Annotated in this window: 20 protein-coding genes; 13 read left to right on the top strand and 7 right to left on the bottom strand. The window is 45.5% G+C overall.

The features are described from left to right. Positions 1-16: 16 nt before the first annotated feature. A complete protein-coding gene (locus NGM44_RS04475; RefSeq protein WP_253224412.1) occupies positions 17-946 on the bottom strand; it encodes a hypothetical protein in 930 nt (309 codons plus the stop codon). A gap of 88 nt (positions 947-1,034) precedes the next feature. On the opposite strand from NGM44_RS04475, the gene NGM44_RS04470 reads away from it, so the two are divergent. Next, positions 1,035-1,688: an IS1595 family transposase gene (locus tag NGM44_RS04470; RefSeq protein ID WP_253224626.1), complete on the top strand. Its 654-nt coding sequence runs from the start codon at positions 1,035-1,037 to the stop codon at positions 1,686-1,688. A 59-nt stretch (positions 1,689-1,747) separates the two neighbouring features. On the opposite strand, the gene rlmH is transcribed toward NGM44_RS04470, so the two are convergent. Next, a complete protein-coding gene (gene rlmH / locus NGM44_RS04465; RefSeq protein ID WP_253224411.1) occupies positions 1,748-2,230 on the bottom strand; it encodes a 23S rRNA (pseudouridine(1915)-N(3))-methyltransferase RlmH in 483 nt (160 codons plus the stop codon). Between the two features lie 154 nt (positions 2,231-2,384). Between rlmH and NGM44_RS04460 the strand changes: the two genes are divergently transcribed. The 9 genes from NGM44_RS04460 to NGM44_RS04420 all read left to right on the top strand — a co-directional run bounded on the left by NGM44_RS04460 (position 2,385) and on the right by NGM44_RS04420 (position 10,710). Continuing rightward, on the top strand, positions 2,385-2,837 hold the full coding sequence (locus tag NGM44_RS04460; protein ID WP_253224410.1) for an RDD family protein: 453 nt from the start codon (positions 2,385-2,387) through the stop codon (positions 2,835-2,837). Then, on the top strand, positions 2,838-3,233 hold the full coding sequence (locus NGM44_RS04455) for a YraN family protein (protein ID WP_253224409.1): 396 nt from the start codon (positions 2,838-2,840) through the stop codon (positions 3,231-3,233). 94 nt (positions 3,234-3,327) lie between these two features. After that, positions 3,328-4,089: a BON domain-containing protein gene (locus NGM44_RS04450; RefSeq protein ID WP_253224408.1), complete on the top strand. Its 762-nt coding sequence runs from the start codon at positions 3,328-3,330 to the stop codon at positions 4,087-4,089. Between the two features lie 125 nt (positions 4,090-4,214). Then, on the top strand, positions 4,215-4,457 hold the full coding sequence (locus NGM44_RS04445) for a BolA family protein (RefSeq protein WP_253224407.1): 243 nt from the start codon (positions 4,215-4,217) through the stop codon (positions 4,455-4,457). Between the two features lie 23 nt (positions 4,458-4,480). Then, positions 4,481-5,743: a UDP-N-acetylglucosamine 1-carboxyvinyltransferase gene (gene murA, locus NGM44_RS04440; RefSeq protein ID WP_253224406.1), complete on the top strand. Its 1,263-nt coding sequence runs from the start codon at positions 4,481-4,483 to the stop codon at positions 5,741-5,743. A gap of 93 nt (positions 5,744-5,836) precedes the next feature. Continuing rightward, positions 5,837-6,496: an ATP phosphoribosyltransferase gene (gene hisG, locus NGM44_RS04435; RefSeq protein ID WP_253224405.1), complete on the top strand. Its 660-nt coding sequence runs from the start codon at positions 5,837-5,839 to the stop codon at positions 6,494-6,496. A 30-nt stretch (positions 6,497-6,526) separates the two neighbouring features. Beyond that, on the top strand, positions 6,527-7,822 hold the full coding sequence (gene hisD / locus NGM44_RS04430; protein WP_253224404.1) for a histidinol dehydrogenase: 1,296 nt from the start codon (positions 6,527-6,529) through the stop codon (positions 7,820-7,822). A gap of 84 nt (positions 7,823-7,906) precedes the next feature. Then, positions 7,907-8,992: a histidinol-phosphate transaminase gene (gene hisC / locus NGM44_RS04425; RefSeq protein WP_253224403.1), complete on the top strand. Its 1,086-nt coding sequence runs from the start codon at positions 7,907-7,909 to the stop codon at positions 8,990-8,992. A gap of 191 nt (positions 8,993-9,183) precedes the next feature. Further along, positions 9,184-10,710, top strand: a complete 1,527-nt coding sequence (locus tag NGM44_RS04420; RefSeq protein WP_253224402.1) for a fumarate hydratase — start codon at positions 9,184-9,186, stop codon at positions 10,708-10,710. 163 nt (positions 10,711-10,873) lie between these two features. Here the strand turns inward: NGM44_RS04420 and NGM44_RS04415 are convergent, their stop codons facing one another. The 4 genes from NGM44_RS04415 to NGM44_RS04400 form a co-directional block, all read right to left on the bottom strand. Further along, positions 10,874-11,287, bottom strand: coding sequence for a hypothetical protein (locus NGM44_RS04415; RefSeq protein ID WP_253224401.1), 414 nt, complete (start codon positions 11,285-11,287; stop codon positions 10,874-10,876). Positions 11,288-11,739: 452 nt separating this feature from the next. After that, positions 11,740-13,011: a transcription termination factor Rho gene (gene rho / locus NGM44_RS04410; RefSeq protein ID WP_253224400.1), complete on the bottom strand. Its 1,272-nt coding sequence runs from the start codon at positions 13,009-13,011 to the stop codon at positions 11,740-11,742. A 235-nt stretch (positions 13,012-13,246) separates the two neighbouring features. After that, a complete protein-coding gene (locus NGM44_RS04405) occupies positions 13,247-13,675 on the bottom strand; it encodes a DoxX family protein (protein ID WP_253224399.1) in 429 nt (142 codons plus the stop codon). Positions 13,676-13,848: 173 nt separating this feature from the next. Further along, entirely contained in the window at positions 13,849-14,235 is a 387-nt protein-coding gene (locus NGM44_RS04400) for a helix-turn-helix domain-containing protein (protein ID WP_253224398.1), read from the bottom strand. Between NGM44_RS04400 and NGM44_RS04395 the strand changes: the two genes are divergently transcribed. Further along, positions 14,236-14,508, top strand: a complete 273-nt coding sequence (locus tag NGM44_RS04395) for a helix-turn-helix transcriptional regulator (RefSeq protein ID WP_253224397.1) — start codon at positions 14,236-14,238, stop codon at positions 14,506-14,508. A gap of 363 nt (positions 14,509-14,871) precedes the next feature. Here the strand turns inward: NGM44_RS04395 and NGM44_RS04390 are convergent, their stop codons facing one another. Next, a complete protein-coding gene (locus NGM44_RS04390) occupies positions 14,872-16,038 on the bottom strand; it encodes an ATP-binding protein (RefSeq protein WP_253224625.1) in 1,167 nt (388 codons plus the stop codon). 589 nt (positions 16,039-16,627) lie between these two features. On the opposite strand from NGM44_RS04390, the gene NGM44_RS04385 reads away from it, so the two are divergent. Next, a complete protein-coding gene (locus NGM44_RS04385; RefSeq protein ID WP_253224396.1) occupies positions 16,628-16,936 on the top strand; it encodes a hypothetical protein in 309 nt (102 codons plus the stop codon). After that, positions 16,936-17,253, top strand: coding sequence for a type II toxin-antitoxin system RelE/ParE family toxin (locus tag NGM44_RS04380; protein WP_078255047.1), 318 nt, complete (start codon positions 16,936-16,938; stop codon positions 17,251-17,253). Before NGM44_RS04385 ends, NGM44_RS04380 begins: the two co-directional genes overlap by 1 nt. Positions 17,254-17,323: the final 70 nt, after the last annotated feature.

The following is a 17,323-nucleotide window of genomic DNA, read 5'->3' as shown; positions in this document are numbered from 1 at the left end:
CAAACGGCGTTTTGATTTATTTAACAAGCACCAATTGACGAGATGCTTCGCCATTTTGTACTTGATAAGTCACTTGTTTGGTGTGTCCTGTGGCTTTGCCATTGATATATTCAGGGAAACGCTGAACTAAATCATGTTCCACCAAACCAAACTCATCACCACCATGATAATAAGCGCGTAACTCAGGATGATCTTTGGCAGGGGTAAAGCTCATTTGGCTTAAAGATTGATTGCCATTGGCTGAAAATGCCAGCAAATCACCATAAAAAGGTTGTTTGATATGTTGTAGATAAATCAAAACTTCTGGATAACCATCACGGTTCATATCTGCAATGTCAGCATGGGTGATGCGTTGATTTTTGATCGTGAAATTTTCATTAAATTCATGAGCCAAACCACTGGTACGCACATTCACCGCATCATCTTTATGCTCAATAAAAAAGTGGATATTTTGTAAAGACAGCGTTTGGGCATATTTGGTGGTGTCAAGCCCCGTACGGTCAAGCTTTGCAACTTGTTTGTAAGTGCCGATCAAGCTGCCACCGCCTGAACAATACGCCATCGCTTTATGACGGTCGCTGTCTTGGGCAGGTTTTATGTCAATACTGTTGGCATTTCTTGTCAGATTGAGTGTCATATCGCCTTGTCTGATTTGGTAAAGAGTAGTACTCACAGGGTGGGCGATACCGTCAAATGTACAGGTTGGTTTTTTCTTATCAATGCGAGAGCGGATTTGTACTTTTAGCGAGTTGTTGGCTTGCTCAGTGGTTTCAACGGCGGCCCAGTCATAGCCTTGGTGGCGGTTGTGATAATCATCACTAACATAGCTTTTGGTTTGGGCTGTGGCATTGGCTGTTTGTGCTGGTATGACTTGTGGTGTGGTGCAGGCGCTTAGGGCGGTGGTAGCCAGACTTGTAGCCAAAAGTGTGAGGGTATGAAGTTTCATGATGGTGGCTCAAATAAATAATTGGATTTAAAAATAGGGGCTGCACTAGAATAACTCTCATGTTATACTGGTTTTATGAAGGTAACCCATTGTAACCCATTGTAAACCAAGTAAAAAAGTACAAAAAAGACTGCTCGAATTTTTTTTTGTGCTTGAAGTAACTGCTCATTCGGCAGCTGATTTGCTACAAATACACCCAAATTCAGCAGCTTTATTCCACCATAAAATCAGGCTTGTGATAGAATACAATCTTAATCTTGAAGCTCACACCTTGTTTGATGGCGAGATTGAACTTGACGAAAGCTATTTTGGTGGAATGCGCAAAGGCAAGCGTGGGCGTGGTGCAGGTGGTAAGACTGCTGTATTTGGCTTGTTAAAACGCAATGGTAAAGTTTATACCGCTATTGTAAAAGATACCAAAACAGATACGCTAATGCCTATTATTTCAAGCAAAATCAAGCCTGATAGCATTGTTTATACGGACAGCTACAAAAGCTACAATGTTCTTGATGTTTCTGACTTTAAACACTTTAGAATTAATCACTCTAAAGAATTTGCCAAAGACCACAATTACATCAATGGTATTGAGAATTTCTGGAGTCAAGCCAAACGAGTACTTAGAAAGCACAATGGCGTTGATAAGAAAAATTTTCACTTATTCATCAAAGAATGCGAGTTTAGATTTAATTATGGTACACCATCTAATCAGTTTAAAGTGCTGAGAAAATGGTGTGGAATTTAGGCTAATCTAGTACAGTCCCTAATATTTTATCATTGTTAATTTTTATGTAAAGTAGAAAATCAACCGCCCCGATGATATGGGTGGTTGTTGATAATACTCATCGCACGGTACAGCTGCTCCATCAAAATCACGCGCACCAAGGGATGTGGCAGGGTAAGATCTGACATCGACCATTTAAAATCCGCCGCTTGCAAGACTTCTGCTGCCACACCATCAGCACCACCGATGACCAGCGCGATGTCCACACCATCTTGCATGGCGACCCCAAGCTTATCGGCAAGCTTTTCGGTGGAGAGCATTTTGCCTTTGACTTCCAGTAGCCATAACAGCTCTTTGGGCTGTTTGGCGTTCAAAATCGTCACAGCTTCTATAGCTTTATATTTATCAATCTCGGCAGGCGATGGATTTTTACTGCGCTTGGCAGGGGGTAGCTCGATCAATTCCACCGTCATCATCGGCTGAATGCGCTTAAAATATTCTTCAAAGCCTGTCTGCACCCAATTTGGCATCTTATGCCCGACACTTAAAATGCGTAATTTCATGGTTTTATTCCAAATTATTTGCCGATAGTTTACCCAAATTTTTGCAAAAATTCATCGAAAAAATCATCAATCTATGGCGAAAAGCGTAAAACTTTGCTATGCTAAAAGATCTTTTATAATTGATGATTTTACAAATTAAATAAAGGTGAGCGCCATGCACGATCCACGCACGGACGACAGTGAATTTGAATACGCGGGCTTCTGGGTGCGTTTTGCCGCTTATTGTGTGGACAGCCTGCTGATTTCGGTGTTGATGCTGCCGTACTATTTTTATAGTTATATGCAGTATGCGGATGTGCCGATCGATGAAATACCTGCTTATACGCCGATGGATCTGGTGCTGACAGTGGCGGTGATTGCGCTGTTTATTTGGTTTTGGGTGAAAAAAGGCGCAACGCCTGGTAAGATGCTGTTCGGTTTACAAATCCGAGATGCTAAGACAGGGCAGTTCATCACTGTACCGCGCGCATTGCTGCGGTATTTGGTTGGCTATACTGTGTCGGCGATTGTATTTTGCCTAGGCTATATCTGGGCGGGTTTTGATAAGAAAAAACAAGGCTGGCATGATAAAATCGCAGGGACGGTCGTCGTCAAGCGAGTGCGCTAAATGACCACCAAGACCGCCAAGCGCAGGCAGGGTGATGCTTTTGAGACGCAAGCGGTACAAATACTGGTAGCGGCAGGACTTAAGATCATCGCCCAAAATTATCTGGTGGCAAAAGTCGGTGAGATTGACATCATTGCCATCGCTGATAAGACGGTGCGGGGCAGATGCGTGCGTGAGCTTGTCTTTGTCGAAGTGCGCAGTCGCACGCGGTCAGAGTTCGGCACGGCGATTGATAGCATCAATCATGCTAAGGTACAGAAAATTAGACGGACAGCGGAGCATTTTTTACAAGCTTATCCGCAGTTTGCTGATTTATCCATACGCTTTGATGTGATGGCGTTTGATATCGCTCAAGATGGCGCGATCACGCATGAATGGATTGTGTCGGCATTTTAGATTGCTTATTAATGCCCAGATTTTATCAATTGATTAAACAATAGATTTGATCTTTGTTTGGATTTATTTTACAAAAAAGTACTGGAAGTGTCTTATGAAAAAAGTATTAGCCGTATCGATGATGGTGCTGTCTGCTGCTGTGATGAGCGCCTGTGCTACAGGTGGTGCAAACCAAAGCGTGGGCGCGGATGCTATGGGTCGCACTATCCCTGAGCGTATTAGTGACAGCAGCATTGAGCTGACTGCACGCCGCAATCTGGCCACCGTACCAGGGATCGATGCCAACAATGTCCGCATCGCCATCGACAGCTATCGCCGTGAAGTTCTGCTAACAGGTGAAGTGCCAAGCGAGCAAATCAAGGTCGAAGTCGGCCGCACCATCGAGTCGATGCGTGATGTCGCAAAAGTGTACAATTATCTGACTGTCACCGAGACGCCGCGCAGCCAAAGCCACACCGTCCAAGAAAATTATCTGCGCACCAAGATCAACGCGCGCCTACTTACTGATCGCAACATCAAATCATCACAATTTAAAGTCATCGTCCGCGACCGCACCGCCTATGTGATGGGTTATATGACCCCAGATCAGCAGGTGGATATTTTAAACGCGGTACAAGCCACACCTGGTATAGAGATGGCGGTGACTTTGACGACTTTGGTCACTGATGGTCAAGTGACAAGCCTGCCAAATGATACATCTGCTGCTGATCAAGGCGGTACAATCTATGGCGGTGAAGCTGCTGCACCTGTTGCCGCTCCAAGCAGCGATGCTTATACGCTACAAGAGATTTATACACCAGAAGCCAGCACGACCGCACCGATCAACACAGTACCTGTTTTTCAGCCTGCACAATAAGTAGAATTGATGCAAAAATTGTGAATTTTTTCGCGTTGTATGGTTGAAAATTTGCTATAATAGCCATGATTTAGATGGCTTGGTATATGCTTTAGCTATCATTTATATTGAAAAAAGAGAAAACTATGAATGCAGATGATCTAATCGCACTACTTCGCCCGCATTTTGCCGATGCGCACATCGAAGCGGTGAATCAGGGTAATAAATTTGAGCTACTGATCGTAGATGGTGCCTTTGAAGGCAAGCGTTTGGTCGCGCGTCAGCAGATGATTTTTGCACTGGTGAATGAGCATATCCAAAGTGGCGCGATGCACGCCTTGACTATTCACGCGCTGACCCCTGCTGAATATGATGCCAAAAAAGCATAATAAGTTATTTTAAGAGATATTTCATGGATAAATTTAAAATCACAGGCAAAAGCCGTATCGCAGGTGAAGTTGCCATTTCTGGCTCAAAAAATGCCGCCTTGCCGCTGCTTGCTGCCATGCTGTTGCCAAATGACGAAACCGTTTTGCACAATGTCCCGACGCTCAAAGACACCGACACTTTGGTGAAATTGATCGCAGGCACAGGCGTAAAAATCGTCAAAGAAGGCAATACAGTCACCGCAGATGCGCGCACTGTGACAGATTATTATGCGCCGTATGAGCTGGTACGCACCATGCGTGCATCAATTTTGGTGCTTGGCCCATTGCTTGCGCGCTTTGGTGAAGCCGAAGTGTCGCTACCAGGTGGCTGCTCGATTGGCTCGCGTCCTGTGGATCAGCATCTAAAAGCCTTTGAAGCGTTGGGCGCGACCATCACGGTCGAAAATGGCTATGTCAAAGCCAAAGCCCCTGCAGGTGGTCGTCTGATTGGCTGTGATTTTAGCTTTGATATGGTGACAGTTGGCGGTACTGAGAATGTCATCATGGCGGCGACTTTGGCGCGTGGCACGACTCGCCTAGAGAACTGCGCGACCGAGCCTGAAGTCGTTGATCTTGCCAATATGCTTGTGGCAATGGGTGCAAAAATCAGCGGCATCGGCACGACGACGATGGTCATCGAAGGTGTCGAAAGCTTGCACGGCTGTGAGTATAGTGTCATCGCAGACCGTATTGAGACAGGTTCGTATTTGGCGGGTGCGCTGATGAGCGAAGGTGATGTACTGACCACCAATACATCGGCTGAGTTTTTACATCCTGTCTTGAAGAAGTTTGAAGCGATGGGCGCGACCATCACCACAGGCGATGACTGGATTCGCGCGGTGATGAAAGGTCGTCCAAAGGCGGTGGATATCCGTACGCAAGTGCATCCAGGCTTCCCAACCGATATGCAAGCACAGCTGATGGCGGTGTGCTGCCTAGCTGAAGGTACAAGTACCATCATCGAAAATATCTTTGAAAACCGCTTCATGCATGTGCCAGAGCTGCAGCGCATGGGTGCAAACATCCGCGTCGATGGTCATACCGCCATCGTTGAAGGGGTGGAGAGCTTCAGCCCAGCGCCTGTGATGGCGACGGACTTGCGCGCATCGATGTCGCTGGTAATGGCGGCAGCGTGTGCCGAAGGCGAGAGTATCATTGACCGCATTTATCACATTGATCGCGGTTATGATGATGTTGAAAACAAACTGCGTGCCTTGGGCGTGAATATCGAACGCATCAAAGGCTAAGCCAGAACGCACCACTGTCTAGGCGGTGCGTTTTTTCTTAATTTGTATAGATAAAATTAGACAAAAAAATTAGAAAAACCTTAGAGAATTGTCATGGCTGATCCAATGCAAACAAGCCAATTTGACGGCTTAACCATCGCTCTATCTAAGGGGCGAATTTTGAACGAAACTTTACCGCTATTTGCCAAAGCAGGCATTGCGCCGCTTGAAGATATGGAAAAATCACGCAAGCTGATTTTTGAGACCACAGATCCTGCAGTGCGTTTGCTGATTTTGCGCGCATCTGATGTGCCGACTTATGTTGAGCATGGAGCGGCCGATATTGGCGTGGCGGGTAAAGATGTCTTGATGGAATATGATGCCCAAGTCTATGAATTACTTGACCTTGACATCGCCAAATGCCGCCTGATGACTGCAGGCATCAAGGGAGTGAGTCTGCCCAATCGCCGCCTGCGTATCGCCACCAAATATGTCAATGTCGCGCGCCAGTATTTTGCAAGCCTAGGTGAGCAGGTGGATATCATCAAGCTGTATGGCTCGATGGAACTTGCGCCATTGGTGGGCTTGGGCGATCTGATCGTCGATGTCGTCGATACGGGTAACACCTTGCGCGCCAATGGACTTGAGCCGCTTGAGACCATTTGCCAAGTGTCATCACGCCTGATTGCCAATCCTGTCAGCCATAAGCGCAAACTTGCCAAGCTTGAACCGATTTTGCAGATTTTAGAAGATGCGGTCAAAGCCAATCGCTAAGCATCGTTGAATAAGAATAAGGATAATTGAATGAAAAAATTAGATTCCGCACAAGCAGATTTTGACGCACAATTGGCAGAATTATTGGCTTTTGAAACGGTGACTGATGCCAATTTGGTTGCGACTGTCGATAACATCATCGCTGATGTGCGCCGCCGTGGTGATGATGCGGTGCTTGAGCTTACCCAAAAATTTGACCGCCATCCTGCGACATCGATGAGTGAATTATTCATCAGCCAAGCTGTGCTAAAGGCAGCATTTGATGACTTAAGCGATGAAGTGCGCGCGGCATTGAAATTATCTGCTGAGCGGATTTTTGCTTTTCATGAGTATCAAGTGCAGGACGGCTTTCGCTTTACCGACAGCCTTGGCAATATGCTTGGGCAAAAAATCACCCCGCTTGACAGCGTCGGCATCTATGTCCCTGGTGGCTTGGCAAGTTATCCATCATCGGTGCTGATGAATGCCATTCCTGCCAAGGTCGCAGGCGTGGCGAACATTACCATGGTCGTGCCAGCACCCGATGGACAGCTCAATCCTTTGGTATTGGCGGCGGCGCACTTGGCGGGCGTTGATACGGTGATTACCATCGGTGGCGCGCAGGCGGTGGCGGCATTGGCTTATGGCACGGCATCGATCGCGAAAGTGGATAAAATCACAGGCCCTGGTAATAAATTTGTCGCAGCGGCAAAGCGCGCGGTCTTTGGGCAAGTGGGTATCGATATGATCGCAGGGCCATCTGAAGTGCTGGTCTATGCCGAAGGTGAAGCGGCGGATAATGCTGAGTGGCTGGCGATGGATTTATTGTCACAAGCTGAGCATGACACGGTGGCGCAGGCGATTTTTGTGACGACAAGCAGCGAGCAGCTACAGGCAGTGGAAGCGGCGATTGAGTCGGCATTGGCGCGCTTACCAAAGGCAGACATTGCCAAAGCCGCACTGGCAGCGCGCGGGGCGTTGATTTTGGTCAAAGATCGCGCCGAAGGCATGGCGGTGATCAATCAAGTTGCGCCTGAGCATTTGGAGCTGTCATTGGATGATCCTGAGTCGGTGATTGGCGATATTCGTCATGCAGGGGCGATTTTTATGGGTCGCCACACCCCTGAAGCCATCGGCGATTATTGCGCAGGCAGCAATCATGTCTTGCCGACATCAGGCACGGCGCGATTCTCATCACCGCTTGGGGTGTATGATTTTCAAAAGAAATCATCATTGATTTATTGCACCCAAGATGGTGCAGTACCGCTTGCAAAGACGGCGGATATTTTGGCGATCGAAGAAAATTTGGAAGCGCACGCCTTATCGGCGCGTTATCGTCATCAGTGATTTGGGTTTGTGGCAAGGGGTGAAATTGAACTTTGCCACAAACTTCATACAGCTTGATTTAAAGAATTTTTTAAGGAAAATCCAATGACCATCGACAATCGCCTATGGAGTACCAAGGCAAAAAGTCTGACACCGTATGTACCCGGTGAGCAGCCCAAGCATGACAATCTGTGCAAATTAAACACCAACGAAAACCCATTTCCGCCAAGTCCAAAAGCTGTCGCTGCCATGCAGGTAGTGCTTGCTGATGATGCCGCAGCACTGCGCTTGTATCCTGAGCCTGAGTCAGATGGTTTGCGTCAGGCGTTGGCGGCGTATTATGGTCTAGATAGTAGCGAAGTTTTTGTTGGCAATGGCTCAGATGAGGTGCTTGCACTGGTGTTTGCTTGCTTTTTTACCAAAGACAAGCCGCTATTGACCCCTGACATCAGCTACAGTTTTTATCCTGTGTATGCTGATACTTTTGGGGTGGCGGCGCAGACTGTGCCGCTTGCTGATGATTTTTCTATCCATGTTGCTGACTATGCCCAGCCGTGCGATGGTGTGATTCTTGCCAATCCAAACGCGCCGACAGGCAGACTGCTGCCGCTTGACGACATTCGCACTTTGCTTAGCCAGCATCCTGATGCGGTGGTGGTGATCGATGAAGCGTATATCGACTATGCTGATGATGTCAAGGCGGCAAGTGCGATCAGTCTAATCCGTGAGTTTGATAATCTGGTGGTGACGCAAACCTTTTCAAAATCTCGCGCTCTAGCCGGTCTGCGTGTCGGTATGGCATTTGCCAATCCAAGTCTGATAGCGGCACTCACCGCCATGAAAAACAGCTTCAACAGCTATCCACTCGATCGCGTGGCGCAAGCAGGCGCGGCGGCAAGTGTGGCGGATGTCGAGTATTTTGAAAGTCGTCGCACCGAAGTGATTCATCTTCGCAATCAGCTGACCGCTGATTTGACTGCGCTTGGCTTTGATGTACTGCCATCAGCGGCAAACTTTGTCTTTGCTACCAAACAAGGCACGGACGCTGCCGATATCGCTGCCAAACTGCGCGAAGATGGTGTGATCGTCCGTCATTTTAAGCAAGCGCGAATCAAAGATTATCTGCGCATCAGTGTCGGTACAGCTGCACAAAACGCGCGCTTGATCGAAGTGCTCAAGCAGGTGTTGTGAGTGTGAATTGATTGAAAATTTATAATAAATTTTATAAACCTTGCAATTTTTTCAATCATAATAATTTGTTATTAGTATGAATTTTTTGTGCAAATAATGATAGAATAGCTTAATTTTACAGGGTCTTGGCAGTGCGTGCCAAGTAAAATTAGCCGTTTGCAGCTTGCAAATTCGCCAAAAAGGAAGTCATTATGACGATTATTAAACAAGATGATTTTATCCAAAGTATCGCCGATGCGTTCCAGTACATCAGCTACTATCATCCGACTGATTACATTGAAGCCTTGGTTGAAGCCTTGGAAAAAGAAGAAAACCCAGCGGCAAAAGATGCGATGACGCAGATTTTGGTCAATAGCCGTATGTGTGCCGAAGGTCATCGCCCGATTTGCCAAGATACAGGTATCGCGACCGTATTTTTAAAAGTCGGCATGAATGTGCAATGGGATGCAAGCATGAGCGTCGCGGACATGGTCAATGAAGGCGTGCGCCGCGCGTACAAAAATGCTGATAATACCTTGCGTGCATCAGTTCTGGCCGATCCTGCGGGCAAGCGCCAAAATACCAAGGACAACACCCCAGCGGTCATCCACATGGAAATCGTCGCTGGCGACAAAGTGGAAGTGACTTGTGCGGCAAAAGGTGGCGGCTCTGAGAATAAATCAAAACTTGCCATGCTAAACCCATCAGACAGCATCGTGGATTGGGTGCTCAAAACCGTCCCGACCATGGGCGCAGGCTGGTGTCCACCAGGTATCCTAGGCATCGGTATTGGCGGTACGCCAGAAAAAGCGGCGCTACTTGCCAAAGAATCACTGATGAGCCACATCGATATTCATGAGCTAAAAGATAAGGCAGCATCAGGTGCTGAGCTGAGCACTACCGAAGCATTGCGCCTTGAGCTGTATGAGAAAGTCAATGCACTGGGTATTGGCGCGCAGGGCTTGGGCGGCTTGACTACAGTATTAGATGTCAAGATCCTAGACTACCCAACGCACGCAGCATCTAAGCCTGTGGCGATGATTCCAAACTGCGCAGCGACGCGCCATGTCGAGTTTGAACTGGATGGCTCAGGTCCTGTGGAGCTGACACCGCCAAATCTGGATGTGTATCCAGACATTACCTACAATCCAGAAAATGGCAAGCGTGTCAATGTCGATACCCTAACCAAAGAAGAAGTGGCAACATGGCAAACAGGCGATGTGCTGCTACTAAGCGGTAAAATCTATACTGGCCGCGACGCTGCGCACAAGCGCATGACTGATATGCTGAATAATGGCGAAGAGCTGCCAGTTGATTTCACCAATAAACTGATCTACTATGTCGGCCCTGTTGATCCTGTGCGTGATGAAGTGGTTGGTCCTGCTGGTCCGACGACAGCGACGCGTATGGATAAATTCACCCGTCAGATGCTGGAGCAAACTGGTCTGCTTGGCATGATCGGTAAATCTGAGCGCGGCCAAGCGGCGTGTGAAGCCATCGCCGATAATAAAGCGGTGTATCTGATGGCAGTGGGTGGCTCAGCTTATCTGGTCTCAAAAGCGATCAAAAAAGCACAAGTGGTTGCCTTCCCTGAGCTTGGTATGGAAGCGATCTATGAATTTGAAGTCAAAGATATGCCTGTGACCGTCGCTGTCGATAGCAGCGGCAGCTCAGTACACGCGACTGCACCGAAGATTTGGCAAGCCAAAATCGGTAAAATCCCAGTAGTTGAAGCATAAGTACTGTCACCACACAATCACCCAAATCATCACGGTTTGGGTGATTTTTTATTGCCATTTATTTGGTGGTAATTTAGCGGTAAAACTAAGACAATAAAAAAGAGAACCCGAAATGGATTCTCTTTTATGAAGAATAATTTAAGCAGTTAAGACTGCGTTAAAATTATTTAGCTTCTTCTTTAGCAGCTTCTTCAGCTTTTGGAGCTTCTTCAGTTGCAGCAGTTGCAGCGTCTTGTGCAGTTTCAGCAGCAGCTTGAGCTTGGTCAGCAGCAGCAGTTGCAGCGTCAGCAGCAGCAGCGCCTGCAGTGGTAGCAGCGTCAGCAGCAGCGTCGCCTGCAGCTTTAGCAGCGTCGCCAGCAGCTTCAGTAGCAGCTTGTGCAGCGTCAGCAGCAGTGTTTGCAGCGTCAGCAGCAGCTTCACCAGTTGCAGCAGCAGCTTCGCCTGCAGCTTCAGTTGCAGTTGCAGCAGCTTCAGTAGCGGTAGCGGCAGCTTCTTGAGCTTTTTCTTCAGCTGGCTTTGAGCAAGCAGTTAGAGCTAGAGCAGCGATTAGTGCAGATGCGATTAGTTTAGTTTGCATGGTAAACTCCAATTAAGAGATAAGATGTTTTGACAGAAAAACACCCATGAACGACATAAAAACCTTCGGACAGCCGCGCTGCCGAATAGCCCTTATTACTCATCCATAGGTAATACACTGTGTGTTGCGCATTAGATTAGTATAATGCAATTTAGCATAAATAAAAACAATTTTCTTTACAAGCTATCATAGAAGTTGTAACAAAATATTTCTATTTCACTGTTTGCAGACTAAACAAGCAAATGACCTTATCAATGATCATGCTAAACATACGCTGACAGTTCGGTGTTAAAACTATGGTAACATAAGATTGACAGTCTTACAATATTTCGATATCAAAAAATCGCCAATTTTGCCATAAAATTGTAATATTTGCTCAAATTTTGTACAAAAAATACCCCAAACCAGACATTGTCAAGCTTGGGGTAGATTGTCGCTGATGGATGGCGATGTCAGCTATTTTGGGCTTTTTTGACCATTTGCTCAAAAAATTCATCATTGGTCTTAGAATCTTTGAGTCGTTCTAGCAAAAATTCGGTCGCTTGCGAGTCATCCATCGGCTGCATCAATTTACGCAGTACCCATACGCGGCGCAGGGTGTCTTCATCAAGCAGTCGCTCTTCGCGGCGTGTGCTTGATTTTTTGATATTGATCGCAGGGAAAATGCGGCGTTCGGCAAGGTCGCGCTCAAGGGTAATTTCTTGGTTGCCTGTGCCTTTAAATTCTTCAAAAATCACGCTGTCCATCTTCGAGCCTGTGTCAATCAGAGCAGTTGAAATGATGGTTAGGCTGCCGCCTTCTTCGACATTACGCGCTGCACCGAAGAAGCGCTTAGGACGCTCAAGCGCATTGGCATCGACACCGCCTGTCAGCACCTTGCCACTTGATGGGATGACGGTGTTATAAGCACGCGCCAAACGCGTGATACTGTCTAGCAAAATCACCACATCTTGCTTATGCTCAACCAAGCGTTTGGCTTTTTCGATGACCATCTCAGCCACTTGGATATGGCGCTGTGGCGGCTCATCGAAAGTCGATGCGACGACTTCACCGCGTACGGTGCGCTGCATTTCGGTGACTTCTTCTGGGCGTTCGTCGATCAGCAGTACGATCAGATAGCATTCTGGGTGGTTTTTGGTGATGGATTGGGCGATGGTCTGTAGCAGCACCGTTTTACCGGCTTTTGGCGGAGCGACAATGATCGAGCGCTGACCTTTACCGATCGGTGCGATCAGATCGATGATGCGACCGGTCAAGTCTTCGGTTGTGCCGTTGCCTGTCTCTAGTACCAGTTGCTCGGTTGGGAAAAGCGGGGTTAGGTTTTCAAAAATCAGCTTATGACGGCTGCGATCAGGGGTGTCAAAGTTGATTTCGCTCACCTTTAATAGTGCAAAATAACGCTCCGAGTCTTTGGGCGGGCGGATTTGACCTGCGATGGAGTCGCCTGTTTGTAGATTGAAGCGGCGGATTTGGCTTGGGCTGACATAGATATCGTCAGGGCCTGCCAAGTACGAGCCTTCAGATGAGCGCAAAAAGCCAAAACCATCGGGCAAAATCTCAAGCACACCATCACCGTAGATGGCTTCGCCGTTTTTGGCGTGGGTTTTTAGAATAGCGAAGATGATGTCTTGTTTGCGGCTTCTTGCCATGTTATCAAGACCCATGGCTTCGGCGATGGCAAGCAGTTCGCCGACAGATTTTCTTTTAAGTTCGGTTAAGTTCATAGAATTAAGTCAATATATAGACAAAAAGTGACAATCAGTGCATGATGCACCGAAAAATAGGTGAGAGAAAAAAGAAAAATGCAATCATGAGACACAGATTGCAAGCCTGCTCATATTAAGGCGAAAGCGTGATATTGTCAAGTGATATAGTGACTGTTTTTTGGTCAATCAGCCAAAATATGAGCAACCAGAAGTGAGCATGGCAAATTTGATGGTCAAATCTGCCATAGAAAAATTAACGATCGTATGATTTGGACAAAATACCGTCGATACTAAAGCTGTCCGCGCCGTGCAGCATCAGTGCAAAAAAGCCGCCGCCGATGGCGAAATTTTTCATAAAATCCATCGCCTGCTCGGGCGCGCTGTGCATGATGAATGCCGCTGCGATGGCAAATGTACCAATGACAAGCGCCACAAAGCGTGTCTGTATGCCAAATAAAATCATCAAACCGCCGATGAACTCGACGACGATGACCAATGGCAATAGGGTAGTGGGCACGCCACCTGCCTGAAAATACGCGGCAGTACCTGCGTAGTTGGTGATTTTCGCCCAGCCTGATGTGATGAACAGATACGACAGCAGCAGGCGCGCAACTAAGGCGACGATGCTACCGATGGTGGGATGGGCTAGGATTTTGTCAATGAGCTGATTAGGGCTTGGCATTAGATTTCCTTATAATGAGAGAAAAGTGCTGCCATTGTAAGAAAATCGCATCGCCAAATATAGGGGTATTTTTACAACATAATATTCTAAAAATGCAATGGTGGGTTGCAAGCATTACCCCTTACCCAAATTCACATCACAGTGGATTAAGCACCAGTTGCTGCTTGTATTGCTTAGGCAAGCAGCCGAATTGTGTCTTGAAACTGCGGCCTAAAGTGCGCAGCATCATTAAATCCCCACTTATACGCAATCTGCGAAATGCTCAGCCGATGTTGGGTGTCGCTTAGATCTTGGCGGCAGGCTTCGAGTCTTTGACGCCATAGGTACTGTGAAGCGGACATTTCTTGGCTTTGAAATAATCGATGCAGATAGCTGGTTGAGATATTGAGCTCTTGGGCGATGGTTTTGATGGTGAGATCAGCATCCATCAGTCTGGCATTAATGTGTCGCTTGATACGCTCAATATGGTACAGCTCCAATGATGGCGTAGGTGTGGACTGCTGCTCGGTTGCCAGTGTCGCTGCCAAAAGCTCAAACAACCCCTGCTTGATCCCTGTCATTTGCTAAGTGCTGAGTGCGGCATCACCACTGCTTTGGCGGCGTATCTAAAACAAAAACGCAAAGATGCCAAGCTGTCACGCCGAGCGCTGGCTGAAAAATCCTTGATTCCTGAGCCAACCATTCGTCGGTTTGAGAATACAGGTCATATTTCTTTGAAGAACTTTTTGTTATTGTGGATGATTTTGGATGACATTGCTCGGTTTATGGAATTAACCAAACCTAAAGCAATCAAACCCAAAACCATCGCCGAGGTGCTTGCTTATGATAAGTAACTATCAGCCGACTCGGTATTTGAGTGTTTTGTACTGGCATATACCATTTCAATGATTGCTCAGCATTTAGATGAGATATATCAACAAAATAAGAGTTTGTTGGTTTGACAATTCAAGGCTAAACTTTTCTAAAATGATCATTGAAAACTTGTCTTAATATAGAAAAAGTTTCAATCATACTTGAAACTTTTTCTATATATACAAAAGTTTCAAGTATAAAATAATAGCCCAAAAGTCAATTAGCGACAAACTGAGATAAAATACGATAATTTACGGCATATTACGATGAAGTTGTCTAAGCCTCCCACTTTATTGGAGCTGGAAATGAGGGATTAGTGTACCACTACACGCTTTGACCTCTTTTTATGAATTACCCAACAAAAACTCACCAATATGCTGATGCATGACCCCATCAATATTTTCCTGCCAAAAATCATCCATTGTAATCACATATTTTGGATAATTATCCGCAATGGCCTGCAAAGGCGAGAATTCCCGCTGGACGGTTTGTTCGCTTTCTAATTTATACGCTATTTGGATATAGATTTTCTCGCTTTGCTTTTGGGCGATAAAATCAATTTCTTGTGTACCCAATTTACCAATATACACTTGATAGCCACGGCGTTTGAGTTCTAAATAAACCAGATTTTCCAAAATACCTGAAATTAGGCTTGTGCGAAAACCCATTGTGGCGTAAAGTAAGGACACATCGCCTAAATAGAACTTTTCTTGGGTTTTCAAAATCTCTTTACCTTTAATATCAAACCGCTCAACACGGTGTAAAATAAAGGCACTTTCTAAGGCTTTTAAGTAGTTATAAACGGTGTTTAAATCCACTTTTCGCTGTTGGCTTTTGAAATAATCCGCTACATTTTTGCCTGAAAATGTGTTGCCGATATTGTCAAAAGCATATTTAACGATACGTTCGAGCAGCTCCACATCACGAATTTTGTGACGTTGCACCGTATCTCGCAAAATCACAGATGCATAAATATCTTGCACGATTTTATAGACAGTTTCCTGCTCATACTCTGCTGTATGCACCATCGGAAAACCGCCTTTGCGTAAATATTCTGTGAAAAGCGCGGTGGGATTTTGTATAGTTTGCTGTGAGTAGCCTGCCTTAAAATCCAAAAATTCTTGATACGATAAGGTAAAAATCGGGATTTCTACATAACGCCCAGCAAGATAAGTTGCCAGTTCAGACGACAATAAATGCGAGTTTGAACCTGTGATATAAAGGTCAAGATTGAAATCCACCATAAAGGCATTAACAGCTTTTTCCCAATCAGCCACTTGCTGAATTTCATCAAGCAAAAGGTAGTATTTTTCAGCGGTCTGAATTTTCTCTTTCACAAGGGTATAAAGCTTGTCTGCAGTTTTAAAATCAGCATAGGCAAAACTTTCAAAGTTGATATGAATAATTTGTTGCTCGGCAATGCCTTGTGCCAATAATTGTGCTTGCAACAGCTTGATGACCGTTGATTTTCCTGAACGGCGAATGCCTGTAATCACTTTGATTAAAGGCATATTGATAAAGGGTTTTAGTTGCTTGAGATAGTTTGGGCGGTTAATCATCTTGAATCACTTTTTTGGTTGTATCCTTAATATCAAGATGATTTTATCATTTATTTATGGATATAACCATAAAAACTTTAATTATTTGTGTATTATTAGGGTTATAACAAGAATAAAGCATCTTTACGTATTCTTCTTTTGAAAAGCTCAAGACTGATTTAATTCGGTTTGGCACTGCGTACCCAATAGTTCGATTATCCCACTCATATTGTACCACTACAATCTTTACTTCAAAAGCAATCAGTGAGCCCAAAGGCTTTTCAAACAAAGATTGGGTGAGTGGTGTGAGTTTAGGGATGAGTTTTTAACTAAATGGTTTATTAAAATAAACAGACAGATAAAAAACGACATCAAACCATCAGTTGGGCATTGGCTTGGCTGGTGGTTTTTTATTGGGTGGTCAAATAAGAGTGGAATGAGTGGTCACGTGAAAAGTGGAATGGGTGATCATTTGGAGTGGAATATGCATTTTATTGACTTTTTTACCTAAGTAGTATATATTATTAACTGTTATGATAAGTTAATAATAATGGGGTAGCTGATGGCTGCAGTTAATACAATTACACAAAAATCCAGAGTATCACTTGTGATGGATTTTGAGAAAAAGCAAGCACTAGAGCAACTTGCCAAGCGTCAAAACCGCACACTGAATTATCTGATGGGTGAACTGGTGGATAAAGCCCTGCAGGAAGTCAAAGAGCAGGAAGAATACGAAGCTTATGTCGAAAAGCGCGTCATGCAGGCATATCAAAATGTGCTGGATGGCAAAAAAGGCACTTCGGTTGATGATTGCTTTGCTGCTGTTCGTGAACATGGCAAACAATATGCGCAAGCCAAGGGTAAGTTATAATGCGTCAAGCTTATAACATTGCCATCTCTGATGATGCCAAGCAAGCACTGATGTCGCTTTATGAATACTATGTGGATGTTGCCAGCTATATTGTGGCTGAAGCCAACATTACAGCCATTCAAGAAGCAATCGGTTCACTTGAATATTTTCCTGAACGCTGTCCTATGGCTGATTTTTCGCCCAATATAAGAAAAATGGTTGTGCCAAAACTGCCATTTTTGGTGTACTACACCATCATTGAAGATACGGTACATATCTTAGAAGTTTTGGATGGGCGAAGAGATTTGGCATTTTTGAAGCAAAAACTTGGTTCTTGAACAAGTGATGAACATTTTATGCTAAAATATCAGAGCGAGCTTGGGGATTGTTCGTGATTGTATCACGACC

Source organism: Moraxella sp. FZFQ2102, assembly GCF_024137865.1.
Lineage (GTDB): Bacteria > Pseudomonadota > Gammaproteobacteria > Pseudomonadales > Moraxellaceae > Moraxella.
This window is presented reverse-complemented; position numbering and strand designations above follow the sequence as displayed.